Source organism: Pseudomonas sp. LBUM1645 (assembly GCF_059716185.1).
Window position 1 is genome coordinate 3786598 of record NZ_CP166811.1, and the last position, 21433, is coordinate 3808030.

Below are 21433 nucleotides of genomic sequence, written 5' to 3' on the forward strand. Positions count from 1 at the left end.
ACCCCTGTAGGAGCCGAGCTTGCTCGCGATGGCGGCTTAACATTCAACATTGATGTCGACTGACACGCCGCCATCGCGAGCAAGCTCGGCTCCTACATGGTCAAGGTGTGGATTGGTGATCGTGGTTTTCCATGATGGTTACGGTGGCCGTGGTCCCGGCACGCAGTCGGTTTTTGGCCGCGTAATCGGGGTCGATCTGTATCCGCACCGGCACCCGTTGCGCCAGTTTGACCCAGGTGTAACTGGGGTTGATGTTGGCCAGCAATCGACCGCCGGGCAGGTTCTCCCGGTCGGAAATGGCGAAGGCAATGCTTTGCACAGTGCCGCCGAAGGTTTCGCCGCTCATCAATTCAATCCTGACCCGGTCGCCCTCCTCGATTCGTGGCAGCTTGGTTTCTTCAAAATAGCCACTGACATAAAACGAGTCGCTGTCCACCAGCGCCAACAACGCGCCACCGGCCGCGGCATAGTCACCCTGACGGGTCAGCAGGTTGGTGACGTAACCCGTCACGGGCGCTTCGACCCGGGTGCGCTGCAAGTCCAGTTCGGCCTGGGTCAATGCGGCGATGGCCAATTGCACGTTAGCGTGAGCCAGACCGAGGTTGGCCTGGTTACGCAGCAATTCGGCCTGCGCCACCGCCACTTCCGTGCTGGACTTTTCCCATTCTTCGCCAGAAATTGCCAACCGCTGCTTGAGCGTGCGCCGTCGGCGCTCTTCACTCTGACGCTGGCGGAGCAACGCTTCACTGGCGACAATCGTTGCCTCGGACTGACCAAGGGTGGCTTTCGCCACTTCCACCGAGCGCTTGGCATGCTCAACCGCCAGGACATAGCGTGCCGGGTCGATCTCCAGCAGCAACTGGCCTTTCTCCACATGCTGGTTGTCCTGCACGCCCAGGCCAACGATGCGCCCCGAGACATCGGCGGACAACGTCACCACATCGGCACGCACCCGTGCATCGCGGGTCCAGGGGGCGCGGGTGTAATGTTCCCAGGCAAACCAGCCGAGAACAAAGGCCAGCAACACCACCGCCACCGTAACGAGTCGGGCAAGGATCTTCTTCAACGCATCAAGCTCCCATCACCAGAATCAGCGTTGCGCAAACGCAGGCGTACAGCGCACCTTCGAACAAGGCTTCATGCCAGACGAACCGCAGCACGCCAAGGCGGCGCAAGATCCAGTCCAGCACCAGGTAAATCGGTAGCGCCAGCAGTAATGCCTGGGCAATCGGCGGCAAGTAGACGCCACCCAATTCAAAATCAATGGGCAAGGGCTGGCACTCCTTCGGTTTGTGCGGGTTGAAAGTATTTACGATGTCGCTCCAGAAACGACACCACGATCAACAACGCCACGCGCATCCTGAAGACCGACCACAGGTGTTCATGAACGTCTAAATGCAAGTCGTCCATTTCATCGCCCAAGACACGCAAGTTGCCGAGTAGCTGCTCAAGATCAATTCCGGGCCGCCCGGCGATCAATCGTCCTGTCTCACGGACCGCAGCGAGCAAACGGTTTTGCTGTTCAGTACTGAGCAACGTGTTGCTCTGTCCCTGTTGCCTGAGCTGGTTCAAGGCAACACCCAGCGCCATGCACCCGAGACTGACTTCGAACAGCTCGCTGGATTGCTTGTCGTTGGTAGCCGGCAATAATCCCAACATCATGGTCAGGCGATCGACCATGCGGCTTTCAAACGCGAATTGCTGCTCATCGGTGGCCGGCGTCTTCAGCAAAGCGTAGACCTGCTCACAGTTCTCATTGAACAGCCGGCGAATCCGCAAAACGGGCCTGAACGGGAAGATCAAGGCGTAGACACTGAGCGCCAGTGCGGCTGCGCAGATATAGGAACCGGCGAACTCGAACCACTGAATGGCACTGTTTTGGCCGATTTCTGTGTTTTGCGGGCCCAGCAACAGCATTGTCGTGAGCCCAAGACCAATGCCTGTGCCCGTGGTTGGCGGGCTCGACAACCCCACCGCGACGGCATACAGCAAGGGGGTGAGCAACAAGGCGAGTAACTCGAAGTCACTGATCATTGGTATCAGCAGGAACAGATACAGCGCCGACACCACCAAGGCCAGACCCAACCCCCTGGCAAAGCTTTGGCTGGCCAGCAACGGCCGGGGGAAAGTCGCCATCAGAGAACAGAGAATTCCGGCCACGATCATCCCGCCACGTGCCCCGTCCCAACCGGTCTCGATCCAGATCAGACCGGCCACCACCAATGCGGTAAATGCCCGGATCGCGTTCATCGCCGCCAGGGTGAAGTCCAGATGCAAGGGGTTGTCCTGGCCGCGGAACATGCTACTGGCCGCACGCCCGTCCTGGATCGCGTCGCTCAGTTCGAGAATCTGGCCGAGCTGCTCCAGCATCCGCGCCTGTTCCCAGCGCAGTGCCCAGGCCAGTGAACGCAGGGTGGCTGGCATCGTCTCGGTGAGTTGTTCGGCCTTGTAGGCCTGGTCATCGAAACGCTGTTGCAGTGCCGAGAAGCGCTGCCGGGCCTTGGTCGACAATGATCGCCCCTGCAAGGCCAGTTCATCGAGAAAGACCAGTTCTTCGGCGCGCAAACGCTGTATCTCCTCCGGCAACGCGCCTTTCCAGCGCTCGGCAAGTAGCTCCCGCTGGTGACGCAAAGCTGTCAGCCGCGACGTCAACAACACCAGCTGATTGCCCAGCAACTGCACCAACTCATTGGAGCTGCGCAACCGTGGCGCATCGAAATACAAATGCCGACGTACCCCCTCCAGGGCGCTGATCGCGCCGAGCAGCTGCATCTGCCGTCGATGGAAATCGGCTTCGCTTTCCTCGGTTCGAATGACCGCAGCGGCGTGGGTCGCAAGCAGCTTGATGACCTGATCGATTTTGGCGAAGTAATCCCGGGCCACAGCTTCCGGTCGCGCCGTGAGCAGGCTGACCACGCACACGCAAGCCACCGCCAATAGCGTCTCGGTCACGCGGGTGACGGCGAGAAGGAATGTACCGTCCTGATCGGGCACCGCCAGCAGTGCCACGACCACCGCCGTGTACCCGCTCAAAACAAACGCCTGGGAACTGGTGTAGCGCAACAAGGTGCCGCCGGCGGTACACAGCGCCAGCCACAAGGCCAGGGTGAGGATGAAAGGCAGGGGCGCCTGGGGAAAGATCGCCATGATCAACACCGCCACGACCGCCCCGAACGTGGTGCCGATGACCTGGCCGAAACTCCGGGCCAGGGCCATGCCGCCCAATGGCTGGCTGACGATGACCACCGCCATGATTGACCACTTGGGCTGCTCAAGGTCGAACAGGAACGCCAGATACAACGTCAGCAGCCCGGCCGCGATGGTCCGCAGGGCGAACAGCGCCACTCCGGGCCCGGGGTTGAGTATCGCTTTGAAGTACTGAAGCAGCGGTTGCATGGGAACGCTCATCGAGTCATCTCCAGCAAGCGTAGTCACTGCCAAGGCGCCTCGACGGGTTTCAATGTCGACGCAACCTGTAGGCAAAATCATTGAAAAGCCAGACTGCCTTGAATCGACTGACTAACGTAATGAACCAAGTCTGGGTTTGACTCACAGCCTTGCCTGACCGAAGCTGGCATCTTTGCAACAGCTTGCCAGCTCCCGGATTCCTGCATGCCCCAGTCCCGCCGCTACTTGCTCATCAGCCTCTGCGTCCTGTTTGCCATCGGCCTTGCCTGGTTTTTCCTGCGCAGCACAACCCCCGCCGTGCCGGAGGCGATCAAGCGTGGCTACAGCGAGGCGCTGAACCAGGCGCGCGCAGGCCAGCCGGGCGCAGCGCGGGTGCTCTACCAGCAATTGGCCCGCTCTGATATATCGCCCAAACGCCGCGTCTGGTTGCATGCCGAACTGCCCAACTACCCCAGCTCCGTGGCCCTGAAACTGGCGGATGCGGACTTGCAGCATGAATCGCCAGACGTGCGCATCGCGGCGATCAAAAGCATCAGCGGTCTGGTGCCCAGCGGTCAGCGCAGCCTGCTGCTGGGCCCGTTACTCGATGACAGCGAACAGCGCGTCCGCTATGCCGCCGTGAATGCCTTGCTGGGGCTGTCGCCGGACGATCTCGGTTTGTACTTCGGGCCGCTGGAGCAAGCCATCGATGCCTGGGAACAGGACCTGAAGAGTCAACCGGAAAGCGCCGACAACCAATATCAACTGGCTCGGCTGCATCTGCACAATGCCGAATGGAAAGAGGCGCAGCAGGCGCTGCAGAACACCTTGCGTCTTGCGCCCGGCAACCTGCCCGCGCTGGTGATGCAAATCGACGTGCTGGATCGCCTGGGCCAAAACGATGCTGCCCGGCAACTGTTGGCCAAGCAGCTGAAGGCTCAGCCCGACTCGGCCTACCTGCAACATGCCCTGGGGCTCTGGCTGCTGCATCACGGGCAAAGTGAGTTCGCCCTGCTCGGCCTTTCCAAAGCCGTGGAGCTGGAGCCGGACAACAAGGATTACCGCTACGACCTGGCCACCACACTTCACGATGAACAGGAACTGGAAGCGGCGCAGAAACAGTTGCAGGAGATCGTCCAGCGGCACCCGGCCGACCGGAGAGCCCGGGTATTGTTGATCAACTACTGGAAAGAAAGCGGCCAGCTGCAGAACGTGCAGATTCTGTTGGCGCAACTTGAACAACTCAATCCCGACGACCCGGCCTTGCAGCAAGGGCTTTAACAACAGCAAAAATTTCGTTGAACTCGTCGTCTCGGCCAAGGGTCAAGAGAACAGGCAGTCCATTCAGGCACTTACGGCCTGCTGCCTCGTTTCCCCTAGTCATGAGAGGGCATTTTTTGTCTACATCAAACGAGTTGATCAGTGCAAAAGCCGCCACCGGCATCGAAGGTCTGGATGACATCCTGGCCGGTGGTTTGTCCCGCGGGCATGTGTTTTTACTGGAGGGTGAACCCGGTACCGGCAAAACCACCGTCGCTTTGCATTTCCTGTTGGCCGGCGCTCGTGCCGGTGAACGCTCGTTGTACATCACGTTGTCGGAAACCGAGCGAGAACTGCGACAGGGAGCGTTGTCCCACGGCTGGGAGTTGGATGAGAACATCCACATTTTCGAGCTGACGCCCCCTGAAAGCCTGCTCAATGCCGAGCATCAGCAGAGCTTGTTGTATTCCTCGGATCTTGAACTGGGCGAAGCCACCAAGCAGATTTTCGAAGTGGTCGAACGGGTCAAACCGACCCGCGTGGTGCTCGACAGCCTTTCCGAGATCCGTCTGCTGGCCCAAAGCTCATTACGCTACCGTCGCCAGATCCTTGCGATCAAACATTACTTCGTGCGCTATGACGCCACAGTGGTGTTGCTGGACGACCTGACCACCGAATCCCTCGATAAAACCGTGCACAGTGTGGCCCACGGAGTTGTACGCCTTGAAGAACTGACCCCCAACTATGGCGCCGAGCGTCGACGCATCCGCGTGGTGAAATATCGCGGTCAGAAGTACCGTGGCGGTTATCACGACTTCACCATCATGGGCGACGGCGTGCATGTTTTTCCGCGCCTGGTGGCCGCCGAGCACCGCGGTCGCTATGTCCGCCAGCAATTGTCCAGCGGCATCAAGGCCATGGACGCTCTGCTCGGCGGCGGTATCGAGACCGGCTCCAGCACGCTGATCCTCGGCCCGGCCGGTACTGGCAAATCGCTGATCTCGATGATCTTCGCCGCTGCCGCCGTGGCTCGGGGCGAAAAAGCCGCACTGTTTATTTTCGACGAAGAGCTCGGGTTGCTGCTCGAACGCATGAAGAACATCGGCATCGACCTCAAGGCACTGCAAGACACTGGCAACCTGCTGATCGAGCAAGTGGACGCGGCCGAGTTGTCCCCCGGAGAGTTTTCCTACCGGGTTCGTCGCTGCGTCGATGAGGGCAATATCAAGACCGTGGTGATCGACAGCATCAATGGCTATCAGGCGGCAATGCCAGAGGAAAACGCGCTGGTACTGCACATGCACGAGTTGCTGCTGTACCTCAACCGCCAGGGTGCCGCGACCTTCATGACCGTCGCCCAGCATGGACTGGTCGGTGACATGCAGGCCCCCGTGGACATCACCTATCTGGCCGATACGGTCATCCTGCTGCGTTACTTCGAGGCAGTGGGCAAGGTTCGCCGGGCGATCTCGATCATCAAGAAACGCACGGGCAGCCATGAGTCAACCATTCGGGAATACCGCATCAGCGACCAAGGGATGACCATTGGTGAACCGCTGGATGCATTTCAAGGGGTATTGCGCGGCGTCCCCACTTATCTGGGAGCCAGCAAACCCTTGCTTGAGGAAGGCAGCCCGTGATTGCCCAGGAAGCGATGTCCGAGCGCGCGATCATTCTCGCGCCGCTGGGTCGCGACAGCCAGATTGCGCTGATGATGCTCAATGAGGCGGGTTACGACGGGATAATTACTCGGGACCTGGTGGCGTTGTGCAGCGAGCTGGAGCAAGGGGCAGGTTTGCTGCTGATCTCTTCCGAGGCCTTGTTGGGCGGTGATCTTGAACCGTTGCTCGGTCTGATTGAGCAACAACCGGCCTGGTCGGACCTTCCGATTGTATTGATGACCTACCATGGCGGCCCGGAACAAAACCCGGCGTCGCGCTACGGCCCACAACTGGGGAACGTGACCTTTCTTGAGCGCCCTTTTCACCCGGTCACGTTGATCAGCCTGGTGACCACCGCATTGCGCGGACGTCGACGACAGTACGAAGCCAGGGACCGGCTGATCGATCTGAGTCAAAGCGAACTGCGGTTGCAAAACACCCTCGAAACGCTTGAACAGCAGGTCGAGGAACGCACCGCCCAGCTGCGACACAATGAAGAAGCCCTGCGCCAATCGCAGAAGATGGAAGCGGTCGGCCAGCTCACCGGCGGCATTGCCCACGACTTCAATAACATGCTGACCGGCATCATCGGCAGCCTGGAACTGCTGCGCCGACGTCTGGCCCGTGGGCGCACCGACGATCTGGACAGTCTTATCGACCTGGGCGTGACCTCAGCCAACCGCGCGGCAGGCCTGACCCACCGTCTGCTGGCGTTCTCCCGGCGTCAGTCGCTGGACTCCAAACCCGTGGAGATGAACACCCTGGTGGTGTCCATGGGCGAGCTGCTTCAGCGCAGCATCAACGAAACCATTCAGCTGGACATGCAGCTGGACGAGCAACTCTGGGTGGCCGAAGCCGATCCGAACCAATTGGAAAGCGCCCTGCTCAATCTGGTGATCAATGCGCGGGATGCGATGCCCGATGGCGGCAAACTGGTGGTGAAAACCAGCAATCAGCATCTGGACATTGGCTTCACCGAGACCCAGAGCAACCTGCAACCGGGTGATTACGTGGTGCTGAGCGTCACGGACACTGGGTGCGGCATGCCGCAAAGCACCATCAACCGGGCCTTTGATCCGTTTTTTACCACCAAGCCAATCGGTCAGGGCACAGGCCTTGGATTGTCGATGATCTATGGCTTCAGCAAGCAATCACGCGGCCACGTCGCCATTCACAGTGAAGTGGGCGAAGGCACCACGGTGAGTCTGTTTCTCCCGCGATTCGGCGGTGACGTGCCTCAGGACAGCCCGGTGGAGGTCCAGCACGCTCCGTTCGCACAGAATGGCGAAACGGTGCTGATCGTCGAGGACGATCCGGCGGTGCGGGTGTTGGTCAGTACGGTGTTGAGCGATCTGGGTTATGCCTTCGTCGAGGCTGACGATGCCGACAGCGCGGTGCCGATTCTCGATTCCGGGCAGCGTATCGATCTGTTGATCAGCGACGTTGGATTGCCCGGCATGAATGGCCGGCAACTGGCGGAAATCGGCCGGCAATACCGGCCTGACCTCAAGGTATTGTTCATCACCGGCTACGCCGAACACGCAGCGGTGCGCGGTGGCTTCCTTGATCCCGGCATGCAGATGATCACCAAACCGTTCACCTTCGACCTATTGACGGCGAAGGTGCGGGAGATGATCCGGATTTGACGCATCCCCTGTAGGAGCTGCCGAAGGCTGCGATCTTTTGATCTTGCTTTTATAAGATCAAAAGATCGCAGCCTTCGGCAGCTCCTACGATAGTACGTGGGCTCTCAGGAAAGCATTTCCTGCATAAGCTCTTGCAGTACATCCAGATCGAACGGCTTGGCCAGGATCGGTGCTTTACGGGTAATCGGGCTGTCCGTCTCGCGGATCTCCTGCGGGTAACCGCTGATAAAGATCACCTTGAGTTCCGGTCGCAGCTTCACCGCAGGTTCGGCAATCTGGACGCCAGAGATTCCGCCCGGCAGGCGGAAATCGGTGATCATCATGTCCAGGTGCGGTTTGCTCGACAGAATTTCGAAGGCTTGCTCGCCGTTTTCGGCCTGCAACACCCGGTAGCCCTCACCCGACAGATAGGCCGAGAGCACCATCAGAATCGAGGGGTCATCTTCGACGATCAATACGACGTCTTGTGCATCTTCACTCATGGGAAGCCTTTGTTCGGTCAATAGCTGCTGATACGACCGTGAGGTCGATCAGAGGTTGCGTTTTTCTGGCTGTTTTCCTACAGCGGCAGACAAACGCGAAACAAGGCGCCTTCGCCAATCCGGCTTTCGACGGTAATGGAACCGCCATGGGCGGCCACAATCTGTTCGGAAATAAACAACCCCAGGCCCAACCCCGCGACAGCGTGTTTGGCCGTGACGCGTTCGAACTGCTGGAAAATACGCTTCTGGTTCTCTTCGCCGATTCCGATCCCGAGATCGCGCACTTCCACCCGAGCCTGACCGCTCTCACTGTACACCTTAACGGTGATCGGACTCTTGGCGCCGTAGCGCAAAGCATTGGTCAGCAGGTTGGAAATCACCTGTTCAACACGAAATTCGTCCCAGCTGCCCACCACCGGTTGCTCGGCCTCCAGGGTGACCGAGGACTCGGCAGCATCGATCTGCGGTGCAAAGTTCTGCAACAAGCCGCGAACCAGCGCCGACAGATCGAAGCGCGTCGGTCGGATCGACAACTTGCCGGTGCGAATTCGCGACACATCAAGCATGTCTTCGATCAGGCGGATCAGGCTTTTGATCTGCCGCTCGTCGCGATCGACCATCGCGTGCATCTTATCCATGGTGAACGCCGCGGCGTTATCCCGGGCCAGATGCATCTTGCGCAACTGGGTTTCGAGGATCAGACCATTGAGCGGCGTGCGGACTTCGTGCGCAACGATGGACATGAAGTCATCACGCATGCGCACCGCTTGCTCCAGTTCCAGCTGGGCACTCTGTAACTGCTTGAGCAGCGCTTCCTGCTCGCGGCGGCTTTGCTCCAGCTCTTCGACCTGCTGTTTCATCGCCTTGCTTTGGCGATACAGTTCGACGAACACGTTGACCTTGCTCTTGACCGCATGAATATCCAGCGGCTTATAGAGAAAATCCACGGCGCCGCTTTCGTAGCCCTTGAACGCGTAGTTCAGCTCACGACCGGCGGCACTGACGAACACGATCGGGATGTTCTTGGTCTTTTCCGTCCCGCGCATCAGTTCGGCCAATTCGAAGCCGTTCATGCCGGGCATCTGCACGTCGAGAATGGCCATGGCGAACTCGTGTTGCAGCAACAGCGACAAGGCCTCGTCGGCGGACAAGGCTTTATAGACGATACGGTCTTCGCGCCTGATCAACGCTTCGAGCGCCAACAAGTTCTCCGGCAGATCGTCGACGATCAGCAGTTTGGCCTGGATAGTACTTAGCATGCGATTCGTTCCAGCTCGACAAGCAGACGGCCGATGCCGCGTATAGGGAGGATGTGGTCTGGCTGGTGTAAATCAAGTGCAGCCTGAGGCATGGTCGCGACCTGGGCTTCGTCCGGGTCCTGAACGACGGTCATGCCGCCACGGCGTTTGACCTGGGCCAGGCCGCGAGCGCCATCGCGGTTGGCGCCGGTCAACAACACGGCGGCCAAGGCTGAACCGTAGGCATCGGCGGCCGACTCGAACAGGTAGTCGATGGCCGGTCGCGAATAATGCACGCGGGCTTCCAGGCTCAAGGAAAAACTGCGGTCCTGCTCCACCGACAAGTGATAACCCGGTGTCGCGAAATACAGCGTTCCGGCTTCGACCAGCGTCTTGTCGCGGGCTTCCAGCACAGGCATGGCTACTCGCCGTGCGAACACCTCGGCCAAATGGCTGCGACGGTCGTCCGGCAGGTGCAAAACCACGATGATCGGCAGCTTGAAGCCTTCTCGCAATGGGCTGAGGATGTTCAGCAACGCCTCCACACCGCCGGCCGAGGCGCCGATCACGATAGCTTCAATAGAAGGAAAATCCGCTGCACTGTTCATGATTTGCGGTAAATCCGTTCTTGTTTGACCAACGGTTCGAACTGGTTACTGTAGGCCGAAAAATCCAGGGTTTCCTTGCTGCCCAGCACCAAAAATCCTCGATGGCAAAGGGATTCATGGAACAAGCCGAACGCACGATCCTGAAGCTTTTTATTGAAATAAATCAAAACATTACGACACGAAATTAATTGAGTTTCTGAAAAGACACTGTCGGTCGCCAGGCTGTGATCGGCGAAGGTCACGTTCTCACACAGCGTCTTGTCGAAAATGGCGTAACCGTAGGCCGCCGTGTAGTAGTCGGCGAACGAACGCTGGCCACCTGCCTGCTGGTAGTTATGAGTGTAGGCGCGGACATTCTCCATGGAGAAAATCCCTTGCTTGGCTTTGTCCAGCGAGCGCGGATTGATGTCGGTGGCGTAGATGATGGTGCGATCGAGCAAGCCTTCTTCGCGCAGCAGAATGGCCATCGAATAGACCTCTTCTCCCGTGCTGCAACCAGCGATCCAGATCTTGATCGAGGGGTAGGTCTTGAGCAGCGGCACCACTTCCTGCCGGATCGCGAGGAAGTGCGAAGGGTCGCGGAACATTTCGCTGACCGGAATCGTCAGCAGTTGCAGCAACTGCATGAACGCCGTCGGGTCGTGCAAGACCTTTTCCTGCAGCGCTGAAATGGTCGTGCACTCGAACTGGCTCAAGGCGTGATTGACCCGGCGCTTGATCGAAGCGCCGGAGTAGTCACGAAAGTCATAGCTGTATTTGAGATAGATCGCTTCGATCAACAAGCGAATTTCGATTTCGCTATTTCGCTCCACTGAAAAATTGCGTTCCACTAAATGCGTTCCATTTTTGGTAACCACACGCGAATCAGCGAGAACAGGCGATCCAGGTCAATGGGCTTGGCCAGGTAATCATTGGAGCCCGCTTGCAAGCAGCGCTCCTGATCGTCCTTCATGGCCTTGGCCGTCACCGCAATGATCGGCAGCTTGCGCCAGCGCGGGTCCTTGCGGATCTCGATGGTGGCTTCGTAGCCATCCATCTCCGGCATCATCACGTCCATCAACACCAGATCGATGTCCTCGACTTCATTCAGCCTTTCAATCGCTTCACGGCCGTTCCGGCCGATGACCACGACTGCCCCCTTTTGCTCCAGAGCACTGGTGAGGGCGAAGATGTTGCGTACATCGTCGTCCACCAACAGCACCTTGCGACCCTCGAAAACCTTGTCGCGGCTGCGCGCGGTCTTGAGCATCCTCTGGCGTTCATGGGACAACCTGGATTCGACTTTGTGCAAAAAGAGTGTGACCTCATCGAGCAAACGCTCTGGCGAGCGCGCGCCCTTGATGATGATCGAGCGCGAATACTTGCGCAGCTCGGCCTCTTCGTCCCGGGTCAGGTTGCGCCCGGTGTAGACGATCACTGGCGGGAACGAGCAGATATCTTCCGTGGACATGCGCTTGAGCAGGTCATTGCCGAGCATGTCCGGCAACTTCAGGTCGATGATCATGCAATCGAAAACCGTCGTGCGCAGCAGGTTCAGCGCGTCCTGCGCCAGGCCAACGGCAGTGATCTCGATGTCATCGTCGCCGATCAGTCGGGCAATGCTGTCGCGCTGCAAATCATCGTCTTCGACCAACAGGACCCGTTTGACCTTTTGGGTCAGCTTGGCCTCAAGGCGGGCAAACACGTCCTTGAGTTCTTCGCGGGTAGTCGGTTTGACCGCATAACCGATAGCGCCCATGTGCATCGCGGCTTCGACCCGGTCTTCCACGGAAATCACATGCACCGGAATGTGCCGGGTTTCAGCGTGCTCCTTCAGGCGTTGCAACACAGTCAACCCGGAATGATCCGGCAGACGCATGTCCAGCAGAATGGCGTCCGGGATGAACTCCCTGGCCAGGTCGTACCCCTCGTCCGCCCCGTGCGCCACCAGGCACTGATAACCCAGCTCATGCGCCAGGTCGTAAAGGATATTGGCAAAGTTCGGCTCGTCTTCCACCACCAGAATGCAACGAGTGGCGAATGGCGCCTTGGTACGATCGTCGTCGAAACGCGGAATATCGACATCAGCAATCAACGGCACCAGCGCGGCGGGCGTCACTCTCGGTGTAATGGCCACCGGCGTGGCTCTCATCGGTTCGACAAGATCCTCGCCCTGTTCAACGTATTGCTGCGGCAAAACCAGCGTGAACACACTGCCCTGCCCCGGCTCGCTGGTGACACTGATGGAACCGCCGAGCAAGGCGGCCAGATCGCGGGAAATCGACAAGCCCAGGCCGGTGCCGCCGTAACGGCGATTGGTGGTGCCATCGGCCTGGCGGAAGGCTTCGAAAATGCTGTCCTGCTGATCCGCGGCAATGCCAATCCCCGAGTCGCGAATAATAAAGGCGATACCGTCGCTGGGCTGGCTGGCGACCGTCAGGCTGACCGTGCCTTTTTCGGTGAATTTCACCGCGTTGGACAGCAGGTTCTTGATGACCTGCTCCAGACGTTGGCGGTCGGTGAAGATCATCATCGGCGCACCGGCCTGCACCTCGACGTGGAAATCCAGCTTCTTGTCTGCAGCCAATGGCTCAAACATCCCGCGCAAGCCATCCACCAGACGGGCGACACTGGTGTTCTCCGGTCGCATCTCAAGCTTGCCGGCCTCGACCTTGGAAATGTCGAGAATGTCGTTGATCAAGTTGAGCAAATCATTGCCGGCGGAGTAGATCGACTCGGCGAACTTGACCTGCTCGGCGCTGAGGTTTTCCTGAGGGTTTTCCGCCAGCAACTTGGCCAGGATCAACGAGCTGTTCAGCGGCGTGCGCAACTCGTGGGACATGTTGGCGAGGAATTCAGACTTGTACTTGCTCGAGCGCTGCAACTCTTCGGCGCGTTCTTCGAGCTGGGCCTGGGCCTGATTGAGCTCGGTGTTCTTCAGGTCCATGGCGTCGCGCTGCTCGGCCAGAATCTGCGCTTGCTCGGCGAGTTGCTCATTGGTTTGTTCAAGCTCGACCTGCTGGGTTTCCAGATGCGCCTGGGACTCCTTGAGAATCCGCGACTGCTCTTCCAGTTCTTCGTTGGCGGTCTTGAGTTCTTCTTGCTGAACCTGCAGCTCTTCGTTGAGCTGTTGAGTTTCGGCCAGCACTTCCTGCAAGCGCTGGCGATAGCGAGCGGCCTCGATGGACGTGCCGATGTTGCCGGCAATCAACTCAAGCAATTCGACATCGCGGTCCGTCAGCGGGCGCAGGAAGCCCAGTTCGATCACACCGTTGACGCGTTCGTCGTCACTGGTCGGCACCACCAGCACGCTATGGGGCAGACCTTCGCCCAGACCGGAGCTGACCTTGAAGTAATCGCTCGGTACGTCCTCAAGACGAATCAAGCGAGCCTGGTTCGCTACCTGGCCGACAATGCCTTCATCGCTGTAAATATGCTGTTCGCGCGCTTCCTGCTCGCGGGAGAAACCGTAAGAAGCAATGCGCTTGAGACCGCCGTGCTCTTCACGAACATAAATAGCCGCCACTGCAGTGCCCAGGTACTGCGCGCAGAACTGCAGAATGTTGCGGCCCAGCAAATTAAGCGACAGTTGCCCCAGCACTTGTTCGGCCAGTTCGGTCTGGCCATTGCGCAACCAGGCCTGTTGTTCCAGACGCTGGGCGCTGGCCTGTTGCGAGGCGAGGTTGGCGCTGTAGTTTTGTGAAAGGTTGAGCAAATCCCGACGGCCAACGTAGGCCAGCAATCCGCTGATACCGGCGATGAACAACAGGTAAAGGCTGATGCTCCAGATCGTGGTACGGCGCACTTGCTCGTTGCGCGTGGTGCGCAACTGTTGCTCCATGTCGATCACGTCTTCGAATTGCTTGCGGATCTCATCGGTCAGCCGCTTGCCGCGCCCTGCCTTGACCACGCTGCGGTAATCGCCGCTCGCGCGCTGCAAATCGATCATTGTCTGTGCGTAAGTGGCCCACTCATTCTGCATGGCCTGGAGCCGGTGCAGGCGGTCGGTCTGCACCGGGTTGTCCGCAGTCAGTTCGAGCAAGGTATTGAGGGCGACAGTGATTCGTGGCTTGGCCGTTTCGTAGGGTTCAAGGAAGTGCTCGTCGCCAGTGAGCAGGAAGCCGCGCATACCGGTTTCCAGATCGACGGTCAGCTTGATCGATTCATTGGCGTTATTGATCACCCGGTCGGTGTGCTCGACCCATTGGATCACCGACAGCAGATAAGTAATCAGCGAAACAAAGAACACTGCACTGAGCACGCCGACACCCAACGGCAGGCTGACGTTGCGGCTCAGGAGTTTACGGAATCGTTGCTCATCAACCGAAGACGCGGATGTCATGGGGGAAACCTTGTCGAACTGTTGAAAACCAAGGAGTTTGCCCCAAAAGCGCCGGTTTGATCCAATTTTCTGACACCTTTTCGCGGAAAATCCCACATTCCACTGCTCCATCGTAAAGGAGCGGTTATCCTTGCCAGCACTTGTGCGGCTATTCTTTTTTCTACCGCGTGGGAACTTGTCGGGTTCCGTCACTTACTCAAGCAAGAGCCCGGCGATTTCGATCGACCGACAACCGCGAATTCAACCTCTGAGACCCCCACTATGTCCGCCAACGCGTCCATCATCCTTGTAGTCGAAGACGACGCCATCGTGCGCATGCTGATTGTCGATGTGCTGGAGGAGCTCGAGTTCAAGGTGCTCGAGGCGGATGGCAGTGAAAAGGCGCTGGAGTTTCTCAACGATGAAGATCAGTACATCGATTTGATGATGACCGACGTTGGCTTGCCGGTGATGGACGGCCGTGAACTGGCCACCCAGGCTCGGATGCTGCGCCCTGAGTTGCCGATCCTGTTTGCCAGCGGCTATGCCGAAAGCATTGATGTGCCCGCAGGCATGTCAGTGATTGGCAAGCCGTTTTCTATTGACCAGTTGCGCGACAAGGTCAAAGGCATTCTCGCGAACGCCTGATATCGACCAGGGCGGGCATCGGGATCGCCTTCGCCTGTGGTTTAATTGCGCCCCGCTTTTGTCCCCTGCCTTCTGCTCGCATCAAGGAATGTCCGTTCATGACTCAGCCCCACGCAACCAAAGTCCTGGTCATTGGTTACGTCTGGCCCGAGCCCCGTTCTTCGGCGGCCGGCGGGCACATGATGCAAATTCTCGAGACCTTCTTGCAGCAAGGCTGGGACATTACGTTCAGTAGCCCGGCCGGCACCGGTGAACACCGGGCAGACCTTACGGTCTTGGGCATTCGCGAAGTCCCGATCGAATTGAACAACAGCAGCTTCGACACGTTCATCAGCGAACTGGCCCCGGATATCGTTCTGTTCGATCGGTTCATGATGGAAGAACAGTTCGGCTGGCGAGTTGAGAAGCACTGCCCCGATGCCTTGCGCGTGCTTGAGACCTCCGACTTGCAAAGTCTGCGGGATGCCCGCCATCAACGCCTCAAGGAGCGTTTGAAGGCCAGTGACGACGCCAATGACTTCAATGAACTGTTCGCGCCGGCGTTACGTGAAGAGTTTGAGCTCATGGCCGAGACCGATCTGGCCAAAAGGGAAATCGCTGCGATTTATCGTTGCGACTTGAATCTGATGATTTCCGAAGTAGAGATCGAGTTGCTGGTCGAGCAATTCAAGCTGCCGCGCCACTTGCTGCACTGGTGCCCACTGATGGTCGATCTACCGAGCGAGCCACCGGTTTCTTTTGAAGACCGTGCGCACTTTCTCAGTATCGGCAACTTCCGTCATGCGCCCAACTGGGATGCGGTGCTCTGGATGAAAACCACTATCTGGCCGCTGATCCGCGAACAACTGCCAAAGGCTCAATTGCACATTTACGGTGCTTACACACCGCCCAAAGCGACTGCGCTGCACAACCCCGGCCAGGGTTTTCATGTAATGAACTGGGCGGAAGATGCGTTAAAAGTCATGTCTGGCGCACGGATTTGTCTGGCCCCCCTACGCTTCGGTGCCGGAATCAAAGGCAAAATTGTCGACGCCATGTTGTGTGGCACGCCTACGATCACAACGCCAATCGGCGCAGAAGCGATGCATGGCGAACATCTTTGGCCGGGGGCCGTGACCCGCACAGCACAGGCGTTCGCCGATTGCGCAGTTCAGCTGTACAAGGACGAGGCTCTGTGGACGGACGCCCAATCCCAAGGGAAGACATTGCTGGCCGATCGTTATCGACAATCGGAACATGGCCCGGCATTGATCGAAAAATTATTGTATTGCCAACAACACTTGGCACAACTTAGAATCGATAACTTTACGGGAAGTATGTTGCGTCACCACCACCATAAAAGTACGCAATACATGGCGCAATGGATTGAAGCGAAGAATCGAAATCCATTATAGAACTCACACTAACAACAAACATCTTGCATAACCACTGCCATTGACCAAACTCAATCCTTTCCTTATAAATAATCAACCGAACTTACACTTTACCATTTAAGTTCGGCGTTATTAACTTTCCTTATAAACCAATGCATGGATGCATTAAATGAGTAACTACACCAATAATAACTGGATGGCCGCCACGCCGGCCATTGACACTTTATCGCTCTGCGAACTGACTCTGCCTGGCACTCATAATGCTGGCTGCGACTGGCAAGCGCCCTGGCCGCGTTTTGGCCCTCCTGCCCACTGGGTGGCCTGTCAGCATAAGTCGTTCTACAGCCAACTGTGTCATGGGTCTCGAGCACTTGATGTTCGATTGATCTATGACGGCACTGCCCCAGGGTTAGGAAAATTCATATTTGTACATGACCGTCACCGTTCTAACCGCACGTTGGGACACCTGGTAACCGATCTAAATAGATTCCTTATGGAAAACCCTGATGAATTTGTCATTCTGGATTTTCACCAACTCAATGACGGCAAGCAACCATTTGACTTCAGATACTTCAACGACATGATGTTGAGGTTTATCGGCGATCGAATGATTCCTGCCCAAAACCAGGGCCTGAGCCTTAATAGACTCAAGCAAATCAGTCCACTGCAAAGGATAGTGGTCGCGACCCCATGGCACAGTGCTCTTGATCGAAACGTATTTCACGAGCAGATCGAGCACAAATGGTCTGGCAGCGGTATCACCAATGCCGCGGATTTGGAAAAGCACATTATTAATGTGCTGAAAAACCCGCCAGGCACATGGGCACCGTGGTCGCTTTCCGCCACCAGTTACAGCGCTCTCGGTGGCCCCGTAGATATTCATGACGAGCTTGATTCCTGGTTCGATCCGAAGAAAAGCAACTGGGCGTCAAAGTGCAACATCATCAATGTCGATTTTATTGAAGAGTCCAACATTGTCTCTTATTGCCGAACTGTAAACCTGACGAAAGCGAGCAAGCGAAACTAACAGTTTTCGCGCCATCAAATAGCTATTCTTGTGTAAGTGTTTCCGACACTGGTAATACTGCCACGCACCTCTATGCTGGGTCATGAAAGCCTTTTGTCTCAGGCGAGTGATACGGATGTGGCACTCAGTCGTATCCGACACATGAACTTCTTCTCCCCACGGATGGGGCGAATCAACGACAAGGAACTGTCATGACCCGCAATACAGCAACCACACTCGACAAACAGAAATGGATGAGCAACGTACTGGATATCGGCCAGTTGAAGCTGACTGATATTGTCTGGCCCGGCACGCACAACGCTGGCATGGACAAAAAAGCACCCAACTATGAGGTGATAGTCGGCAACTGGACGACGTGCCAGAACGACTCATTTGCCTGGCAACTGGCTAACGGCGCACGGGCGTTCGATATCCGGCTTGGCTGTACCGCCGGCCCGGTAGTACCGGTGTTCTACTTCCATCACAACAGCTATCAATCCCACCGCATTCTCGATGAACTGATCGACGCGGTGACGACATTCCTCGACCGAAACCCGGACGAATTCATCGTCCTCGACTTCCACCAGTTAGGGGATGCAGCGAAGCCTTTCGACTACCAACAATTCAATGATTTTCTGATGCGCCGCCTGGGCTCGCGCTTGATCCGTCCTTCGGACGCGCTCAGTACCGTGGAACAGCTCAAGCACGCCAGTTCGCAGCGCCGCATTGTCATGGCCGCACGGGCGAAACCCGGACTCGACAGTGAGTATTTCTGGCCGCAAATACCTCACAAATGGAACGGCAAGGTATTCACCGACACCATCGATCTGCAATCGCATATCCAGACCACCCTTGTGGGGGCGCCTTACGAAAAATTTCTCTGGTCTTTGCCGGCGACGAGCTATTCGCTGCTGGGTGGCCCGCAGCACATCAAAAACGAAATCAACGACTGGTTCCACAGCACCCGCGACTGGGGGACGCGTTGCAGCATCATCAGTACTGATTTCTTTGATGAGGCGGATATTGTCCGTTACTGCTGGGTCGCCAGCAGCATGAAGGCGGTTTACGGACACAGGTTGCATGAGCGGGCATAAGCGAAAGTCGCGGCAGGCTGGCACAGCAGGCGCCGAAAGAGGCATGATCCGATAGCGATAACAAGAAAAGCACCCTGACATGACCCGAACAGCCCGCGTGACAGACCCCTCCTACGAACTGATGGACGACCACAACGGGTTGTCCATCATTTACCGCCAGCACGGTTTTCCTTGCCCGTTGGTGCGTTGGCATTTTCACAAGGAATACGAACTGCACCTGATCGTCGCCAGCTCCGGCAAAGTGTTCATCGGTGACTACATCGGTAACTTCTATCCTGAATCGCTGTTCCTCACCGGCCCCAACCTGCCCCACAACTGGATCAGCCAGGTGGCCGAAGACGAAGTGGTGCCCAAGCGCGACATGCTGGTCAACTTCACGGATGAGTTGTTCGACAGCGGCCACTTGGTGTTTGCCGAGCTCAAGGCGCTGGCGCCGCTGTTGGAGCGAGCGCAGTACGGCATCGAGTTTCGCTGCAAGCGCACCATCCGCCAGGCCATGACTTTGATGCAGCGCATCGCCGACACCAAAGGCGTGACGCGCCTCGGGCACTTTTTGATTCTGCTGGAGTTGCTGGCGACCTCTGACGACTATCAGTTGCTGTCCGGGGCCACGACGCCGCAATTGGCCGACGAGCACAATATTGATCGCACCAACCGGGCGGTGGATTACATCTTCGCGCATTACGCCCGTGAACTGCCGCTGGAGGAAGTCGCCGAGCACTTGGGCATGAAGCCGACTTATTTCAGTCGAGTGTTCAAGCAAGCCACCGGCCGCTGCTTCATCGAATTCGTCAATCGACTGCGCATCAGCAAATCCTGTGAGCTGCTGGCCGACGGTGACAAACCGGTAACCGATGTGTGTTTCGAATCGGGCTTCAACAATATTTCCAATTTCAATCGGCGCTTTCAGCAACTCAAGGGCATGACGCCGTCGCATTACCGGCGATTGGCGGTGCAGCGGTTAACTGAGCAAAATCTCGGGTAAAGAAAGATCAAAAGATCGCAGGCTGCGCCAGCTCCTACAGGGGATCGCATTCCAATGTAGGAGCTGGCGCAGCCTGCGATCTTTTGATCTTGGGGCCTGAAAACCTGTACGGAATCCATAGGGTCTAACCGCTAAAAAGCCGTTCCCTGCACCTCTCCCTCCAAACCTCAGTGCAAAATAGTATCGATTCAAGTGCGATGGATGATTTGTCACGCCATCAATTGAAGGCTGTAATCAGTGCACATTCTTCCTGCCGTCGGAAGACACAAAAACAATAACTGTCCTTCTGTACCCCGCCGGGTGCAGAAAAGGAGTGCACGATGCAACCTTCTGTAAAAGCTCTGCTTGCCCTCACCTGCATGACCCTCAGCAGCGTCAGCCTCGGCGCCCAGACCCTGACCATCGCCACCGTCAACAACAGCGACATGATCCGCATGCAAAAACTCTCGAAAACCTTCGAGGCCGAGCATCCGGACATCAAGCTCAATTGGGTGGTGCTGGAAGAAAATGTCCTGCGCCAACGCCTGACCACCGACATCGCCACTCAGGGCGGACAGTTCGATGTACTGACCATTGGCATGTACGAAGCCGCACTCTGGGGTGCCAAGGGTTGGCTGGAGCCGATGAAGGACTTGCCGGCCAGCTACGCCCTCGACGACGTTTTCCCATCGGTGCGTGAAGGTCTGTCGGTCAAGGGTTCGCTGTATGCCTTGCCGTTCTACGCCGAAAGCTCCATCACCTATTACCGTACCGATCTGTTCAAGGAAGCCGGGCTGACCATGCCCGAGCACCCGACCTGGACCCAGATCAGCGAATTCGCCAGCAAACTCACCAATAAGGATAAAGAACAGTACGGCATTTGCCTGCGCGGCAAGGCCGGTTGGGGCGAGAACATGGCGCTGATCACCACCGTCGCCAATGCCTATGGTGCGCGCTGGTTCGATGAGCAGTGGAAGCCGGAATTCACCGGCCCCGAGTGGAAAAACGCGCTGAACTTCTACGTCGACACCATGAAGAAATCCGGCCCGCCGGGTGCATCGAGCAACGGTTTCAACGAAAACCTGGCGCTGTTCAACAGCGGCAAATGCGCGATCTGGGTCGATGCCAGCGTCGCCGGCTCCTTCGTCACCGACAAGACCCAAAGCAAGGTCAGCGACCACGTCGGCTTCACCTACGCACCGCACGAGACCACCGACAAGGGCTCGGCCTGGTTGTATTCCTGGGCGCTGGCAATCCCAACCAGTTCCAAGGCCAAGGACGCGGCGAAAACCTTCAGCGCCTGGGCCACTTCCAAGGAATACGGCGCGTTGGTTGCCGAGAAAGACGGTATTGCCAACGTGCCGCCAGGTACTCGCGCGTCGACGTACAGCGATGAGTACATGAAGGCTGCGCCGTTCGCCAAAGTGACCCTTGAATCGCTGAAAGCCGCGGACCCGAGCAAGCCGACCCTCAAGCCCGTGCCATATATCGGCATCCAGTTGGTGACCATTCCTGAATTCCAGGCTGTGGGCACCCAGGTCGGCAAATTGTTCTCGGCAGCACTGATCGGCCAGACCACGGTCGACCAGGCCCTGACCGCTGCCCAGTCAACCACCGAACGTGAAATGAAGCGCGCCGGTTATCCGAAGTAACACGCAGCCAATGTGGGAACTGCCTGTGTGGCGAGGGAGCTTGCTCCCGCTGGGTCGCGAAGCGGCCCCAAAAGCTTTGCGACTGCTGCGCAGTCGAGCGGGAGCAAGCTCCCT

Annotated in this window: 17 protein-coding genes; 9 read left to right on the forward strand and 8 right to left on the reverse strand. The window is 57.6% G+C overall.

Features of this window, described 5'->3' with window-relative positions; all coding sequences use genetic code 11:
- Window positions 1-100: 100 nt before the first annotated feature.
- From ACA079_RS16875 to ACA079_RS16885, 3 genes are read right to left on the reverse strand one after another with little or no spacing between them, the layout of a single operon-like run.
- Window positions 101-1066, reverse strand: coding sequence for an HlyD family secretion protein (locus ACA079_RS16875; RefSeq protein ID WP_497700147.1), 966 nt, complete (start codon window positions 1064-1066; stop codon window positions 101-103).
- Window positions 1067-1070: 4 nt separating this feature from the next.
- Complete coding sequence (locus tag ACA079_RS16880; protein ID WP_033054985.1) at window positions 1071-1271, reverse strand: DUF1656 domain-containing protein; 201 nt, start codon at window positions 1269-1271, stop codon at window positions 1071-1073.
- Window positions 1261-3408, reverse strand: coding sequence for an FUSC family protein (locus tag ACA079_RS16885; protein WP_497700148.1), 2148 nt, complete (start codon window positions 3406-3408; stop codon window positions 1261-1263). Before ACA079_RS16885 ends, ACA079_RS16880 begins: the two co-directional genes overlap by 11 nt.
- 204 nt (window positions 3409-3612) lie before the next feature.
- Between ACA079_RS16885 and ACA079_RS16890 the strand changes: the two genes are divergently transcribed.
- From ACA079_RS16890 to ACA079_RS16900, 3 genes are all read left to right on the forward strand, one after another.
- A complete protein-coding gene (locus tag ACA079_RS16890; RefSeq protein ID WP_497700149.1) occupies window positions 3613-4668 on the forward strand; it encodes a tetratricopeptide repeat protein in 1056 nt (351 codons plus the stop codon).
- A gap of 116 nt (window positions 4669-4784) precedes the next feature.
- Window positions 4785-6287 (forward strand): ATPase domain-containing protein, encoded by a 1503-nt coding sequence (locus ACA079_RS16895; RefSeq protein WP_497700150.1) that lies wholly within the window; start codon window positions 4785-4787, stop codon window positions 6285-6287.
- A gap of 14 nt (window positions 6288-6301) precedes the next feature.
- Window positions 6302-7954 carry an ATP-binding protein gene (locus tag ACA079_RS16900; protein WP_497704336.1) on the forward strand — a complete coding sequence of 551 codons (1653 nt, stop codon included), beginning with the start codon at window positions 6302-6304 and terminating at the stop codon, window positions 7952-7954.
- A 104-nt stretch (window positions 7955-8058) separates the two neighbouring features.
- Here ACA079_RS16900 and ACA079_RS16905 read toward each other — a convergent pair whose 3' ends face one another.
- From ACA079_RS16905 to ACA079_RS16925, 5 genes are all read right to left on the reverse strand, one after another.
- Window positions 8059-8436, reverse strand: coding sequence for a response regulator (locus tag ACA079_RS16905; protein ID WP_008146959.1), 378 nt, complete (start codon window positions 8434-8436; stop codon window positions 8059-8061).
- A gap of 77 nt (window positions 8437-8513) precedes the next feature.
- A complete protein-coding gene (locus ACA079_RS16910) occupies window positions 8514-9695 on the reverse strand; it encodes a hybrid sensor histidine kinase/response regulator (protein WP_497700151.1) in 1182 nt (393 codons plus the stop codon).
- Window positions 9689-10282, reverse strand: coding sequence for a chemotaxis protein CheB (locus ACA079_RS16915; protein WP_497700152.1), 594 nt, complete (start codon window positions 10280-10282; stop codon window positions 9689-9691). The genes ACA079_RS16910 and ACA079_RS16915 overlap by 7 nt, the downstream gene beginning before the upstream one ends.
- Window positions 10279-11112, reverse strand: coding sequence for a CheR family methyltransferase (locus ACA079_RS16920; protein WP_497700153.1), 834 nt, complete (start codon window positions 11110-11112; stop codon window positions 10279-10281). Before ACA079_RS16920 ends, ACA079_RS16915 begins: the two co-directional genes overlap by 4 nt.
- Window positions 11112-14603, reverse strand: coding sequence for a response regulator (locus tag ACA079_RS16925; RefSeq protein ID WP_497700154.1), 3492 nt, complete (start codon window positions 14601-14603; stop codon window positions 11112-11114). Before ACA079_RS16925 ends, ACA079_RS16920 begins: the two co-directional genes overlap by 1 nt.
- A 261-nt stretch (window positions 14604-14864) precedes the next feature.
- On the opposite strand from ACA079_RS16925, the gene ACA079_RS16930 reads away from it, so the two are divergent.
- The 6 genes from ACA079_RS16930 (at window position 14865) to ACA079_RS16955 (ending at window position 21319) form a co-directional block, all read left to right on the forward strand.
- On the forward strand, window positions 14865-15230 hold the full coding sequence (locus ACA079_RS16930; protein ID WP_497700155.1) for a response regulator: 366 nt from the start codon (window positions 14865-14867) through the stop codon (window positions 15228-15230).
- Window positions 15231-15328: 98 nt separating this feature from the next.
- Entirely contained in the window at window positions 15329-16624 is a 1296-nt protein-coding gene (locus ACA079_RS16935; RefSeq protein WP_497700156.1) for a glycosyltransferase, read from the forward strand.
- A gap of 148 nt (window positions 16625-16772) precedes the next feature.
- The gene (locus ACA079_RS16940) at window positions 16773-17630 is read left to right on the forward strand and encodes a phosphatidylinositol-specific phospholipase C domain-containing protein (protein WP_497700157.1); all 858 of its coding nucleotides are present in this window, start codon (window positions 16773-16775) and stop codon (window positions 17628-17630) included.
- A 191-nt stretch (window positions 17631-17821) separates the two neighbouring features.
- Window positions 17822-18703 (forward strand): phosphatidylinositol-specific phospholipase C domain-containing protein, encoded by an 882-nt coding sequence (locus ACA079_RS16945; protein ID WP_497700158.1) that lies wholly within the window; start codon window positions 17822-17824, stop codon window positions 18701-18703.
- A 79-nt stretch (window positions 18704-18782) separates the two neighbouring features.
- Entirely contained in the window at window positions 18783-19688 is a 906-nt protein-coding gene (locus tag ACA079_RS16950) for a helix-turn-helix domain-containing protein (RefSeq protein WP_497700159.1), read from the forward strand.
- A gap of 320 nt (window positions 19689-20008) precedes the next feature.
- Complete coding sequence (locus ACA079_RS16955) at window positions 20009-21319, forward strand: ABC transporter substrate-binding protein (RefSeq protein WP_095129876.1); 1311 nt, start codon at window positions 20009-20011, stop codon at window positions 21317-21319.
- The last annotated feature ends 114 nt before the right edge of the window (window positions 21320-21433 follow it).

Coding starts and splice junctions, on each gene's coding strand:
- ACA079_RS16885 (WP_497700148.1), bottom strand. CDS start 3,408: ATGAGCGTTCCCATGCAACCGCTGCTTCAGTACTTCAAAGCGATACTC.
- ACA079_RS16890 (WP_497700149.1), top strand. CDS start 3,613: ATGCCCCAGTCCCGCCGCTACTTGCTCATCAGCCTCTGCGTCCTGTTT.
- ACA079_RS16900 (WP_497704336.1), top strand. CDS start 6,302: ATGTCCGAGCGCGCGATCATTCTCGCGCCGCTGGGTCGCGACAGCCAG.
- ACA079_RS16905 (WP_008146959.1), bottom strand. CDS start 8,436: ATGAGTGAAGATGCACAAGACGTCGTATTGATCGTCGAAGATGACCCC.
- ACA079_RS16910 (WP_497700151.1), bottom strand. CDS start 9,695: ATGCTAAGTACTATCCAGGCCAAACTGCTGATCGTCGACGATCTGCCG.
- ACA079_RS16915 (WP_497700152.1), bottom strand. CDS start 10,282: ATGAACAGTGCAGCGGATTTTCCTTCTATTGAAGCTATCGTGATCGGC.
- ACA079_RS16925 (WP_497700154.1), bottom strand. CDS start 14,603: ATGACATCCGCGTCTTCGGTTGATGAGCAACGATTCCGTAAACTCCTG.
- ACA079_RS16930 (WP_497700155.1), top strand. CDS start 14,865: ATGTCCGCCAACGCGTCCATCATCCTTGTAGTCGAAGACGACGCCATC.
- ACA079_RS16935 (WP_497700156.1), top strand. CDS start 15,329: ATGACTCAGCCCCACGCAACCAAAGTCCTGGTCATTGGTTACGTCTGG.
- ACA079_RS16940 (WP_497700157.1), top strand. CDS start 16,773: ATGAGTAACTACACCAATAATAACTGGATGGCCGCCACGCCGGCCATT.
- ACA079_RS16945 (WP_497700158.1), top strand. CDS start 17,822: ATGACCCGCAATACAGCAACCACACTCGACAAACAGAAATGGATGAGC.
- ACA079_RS16950 (WP_497700159.1), top strand. CDS start 18,783: ATGACCCGAACAGCCCGCGTGACAGACCCCTCCTACGAACTGATGGAC.
- ACA079_RS16955 (WP_095129876.1), top strand. CDS start 20,009: ATGCAACCTTCTGTAAAAGCTCTGCTTGCCCTCACCTGCATGACCCTC.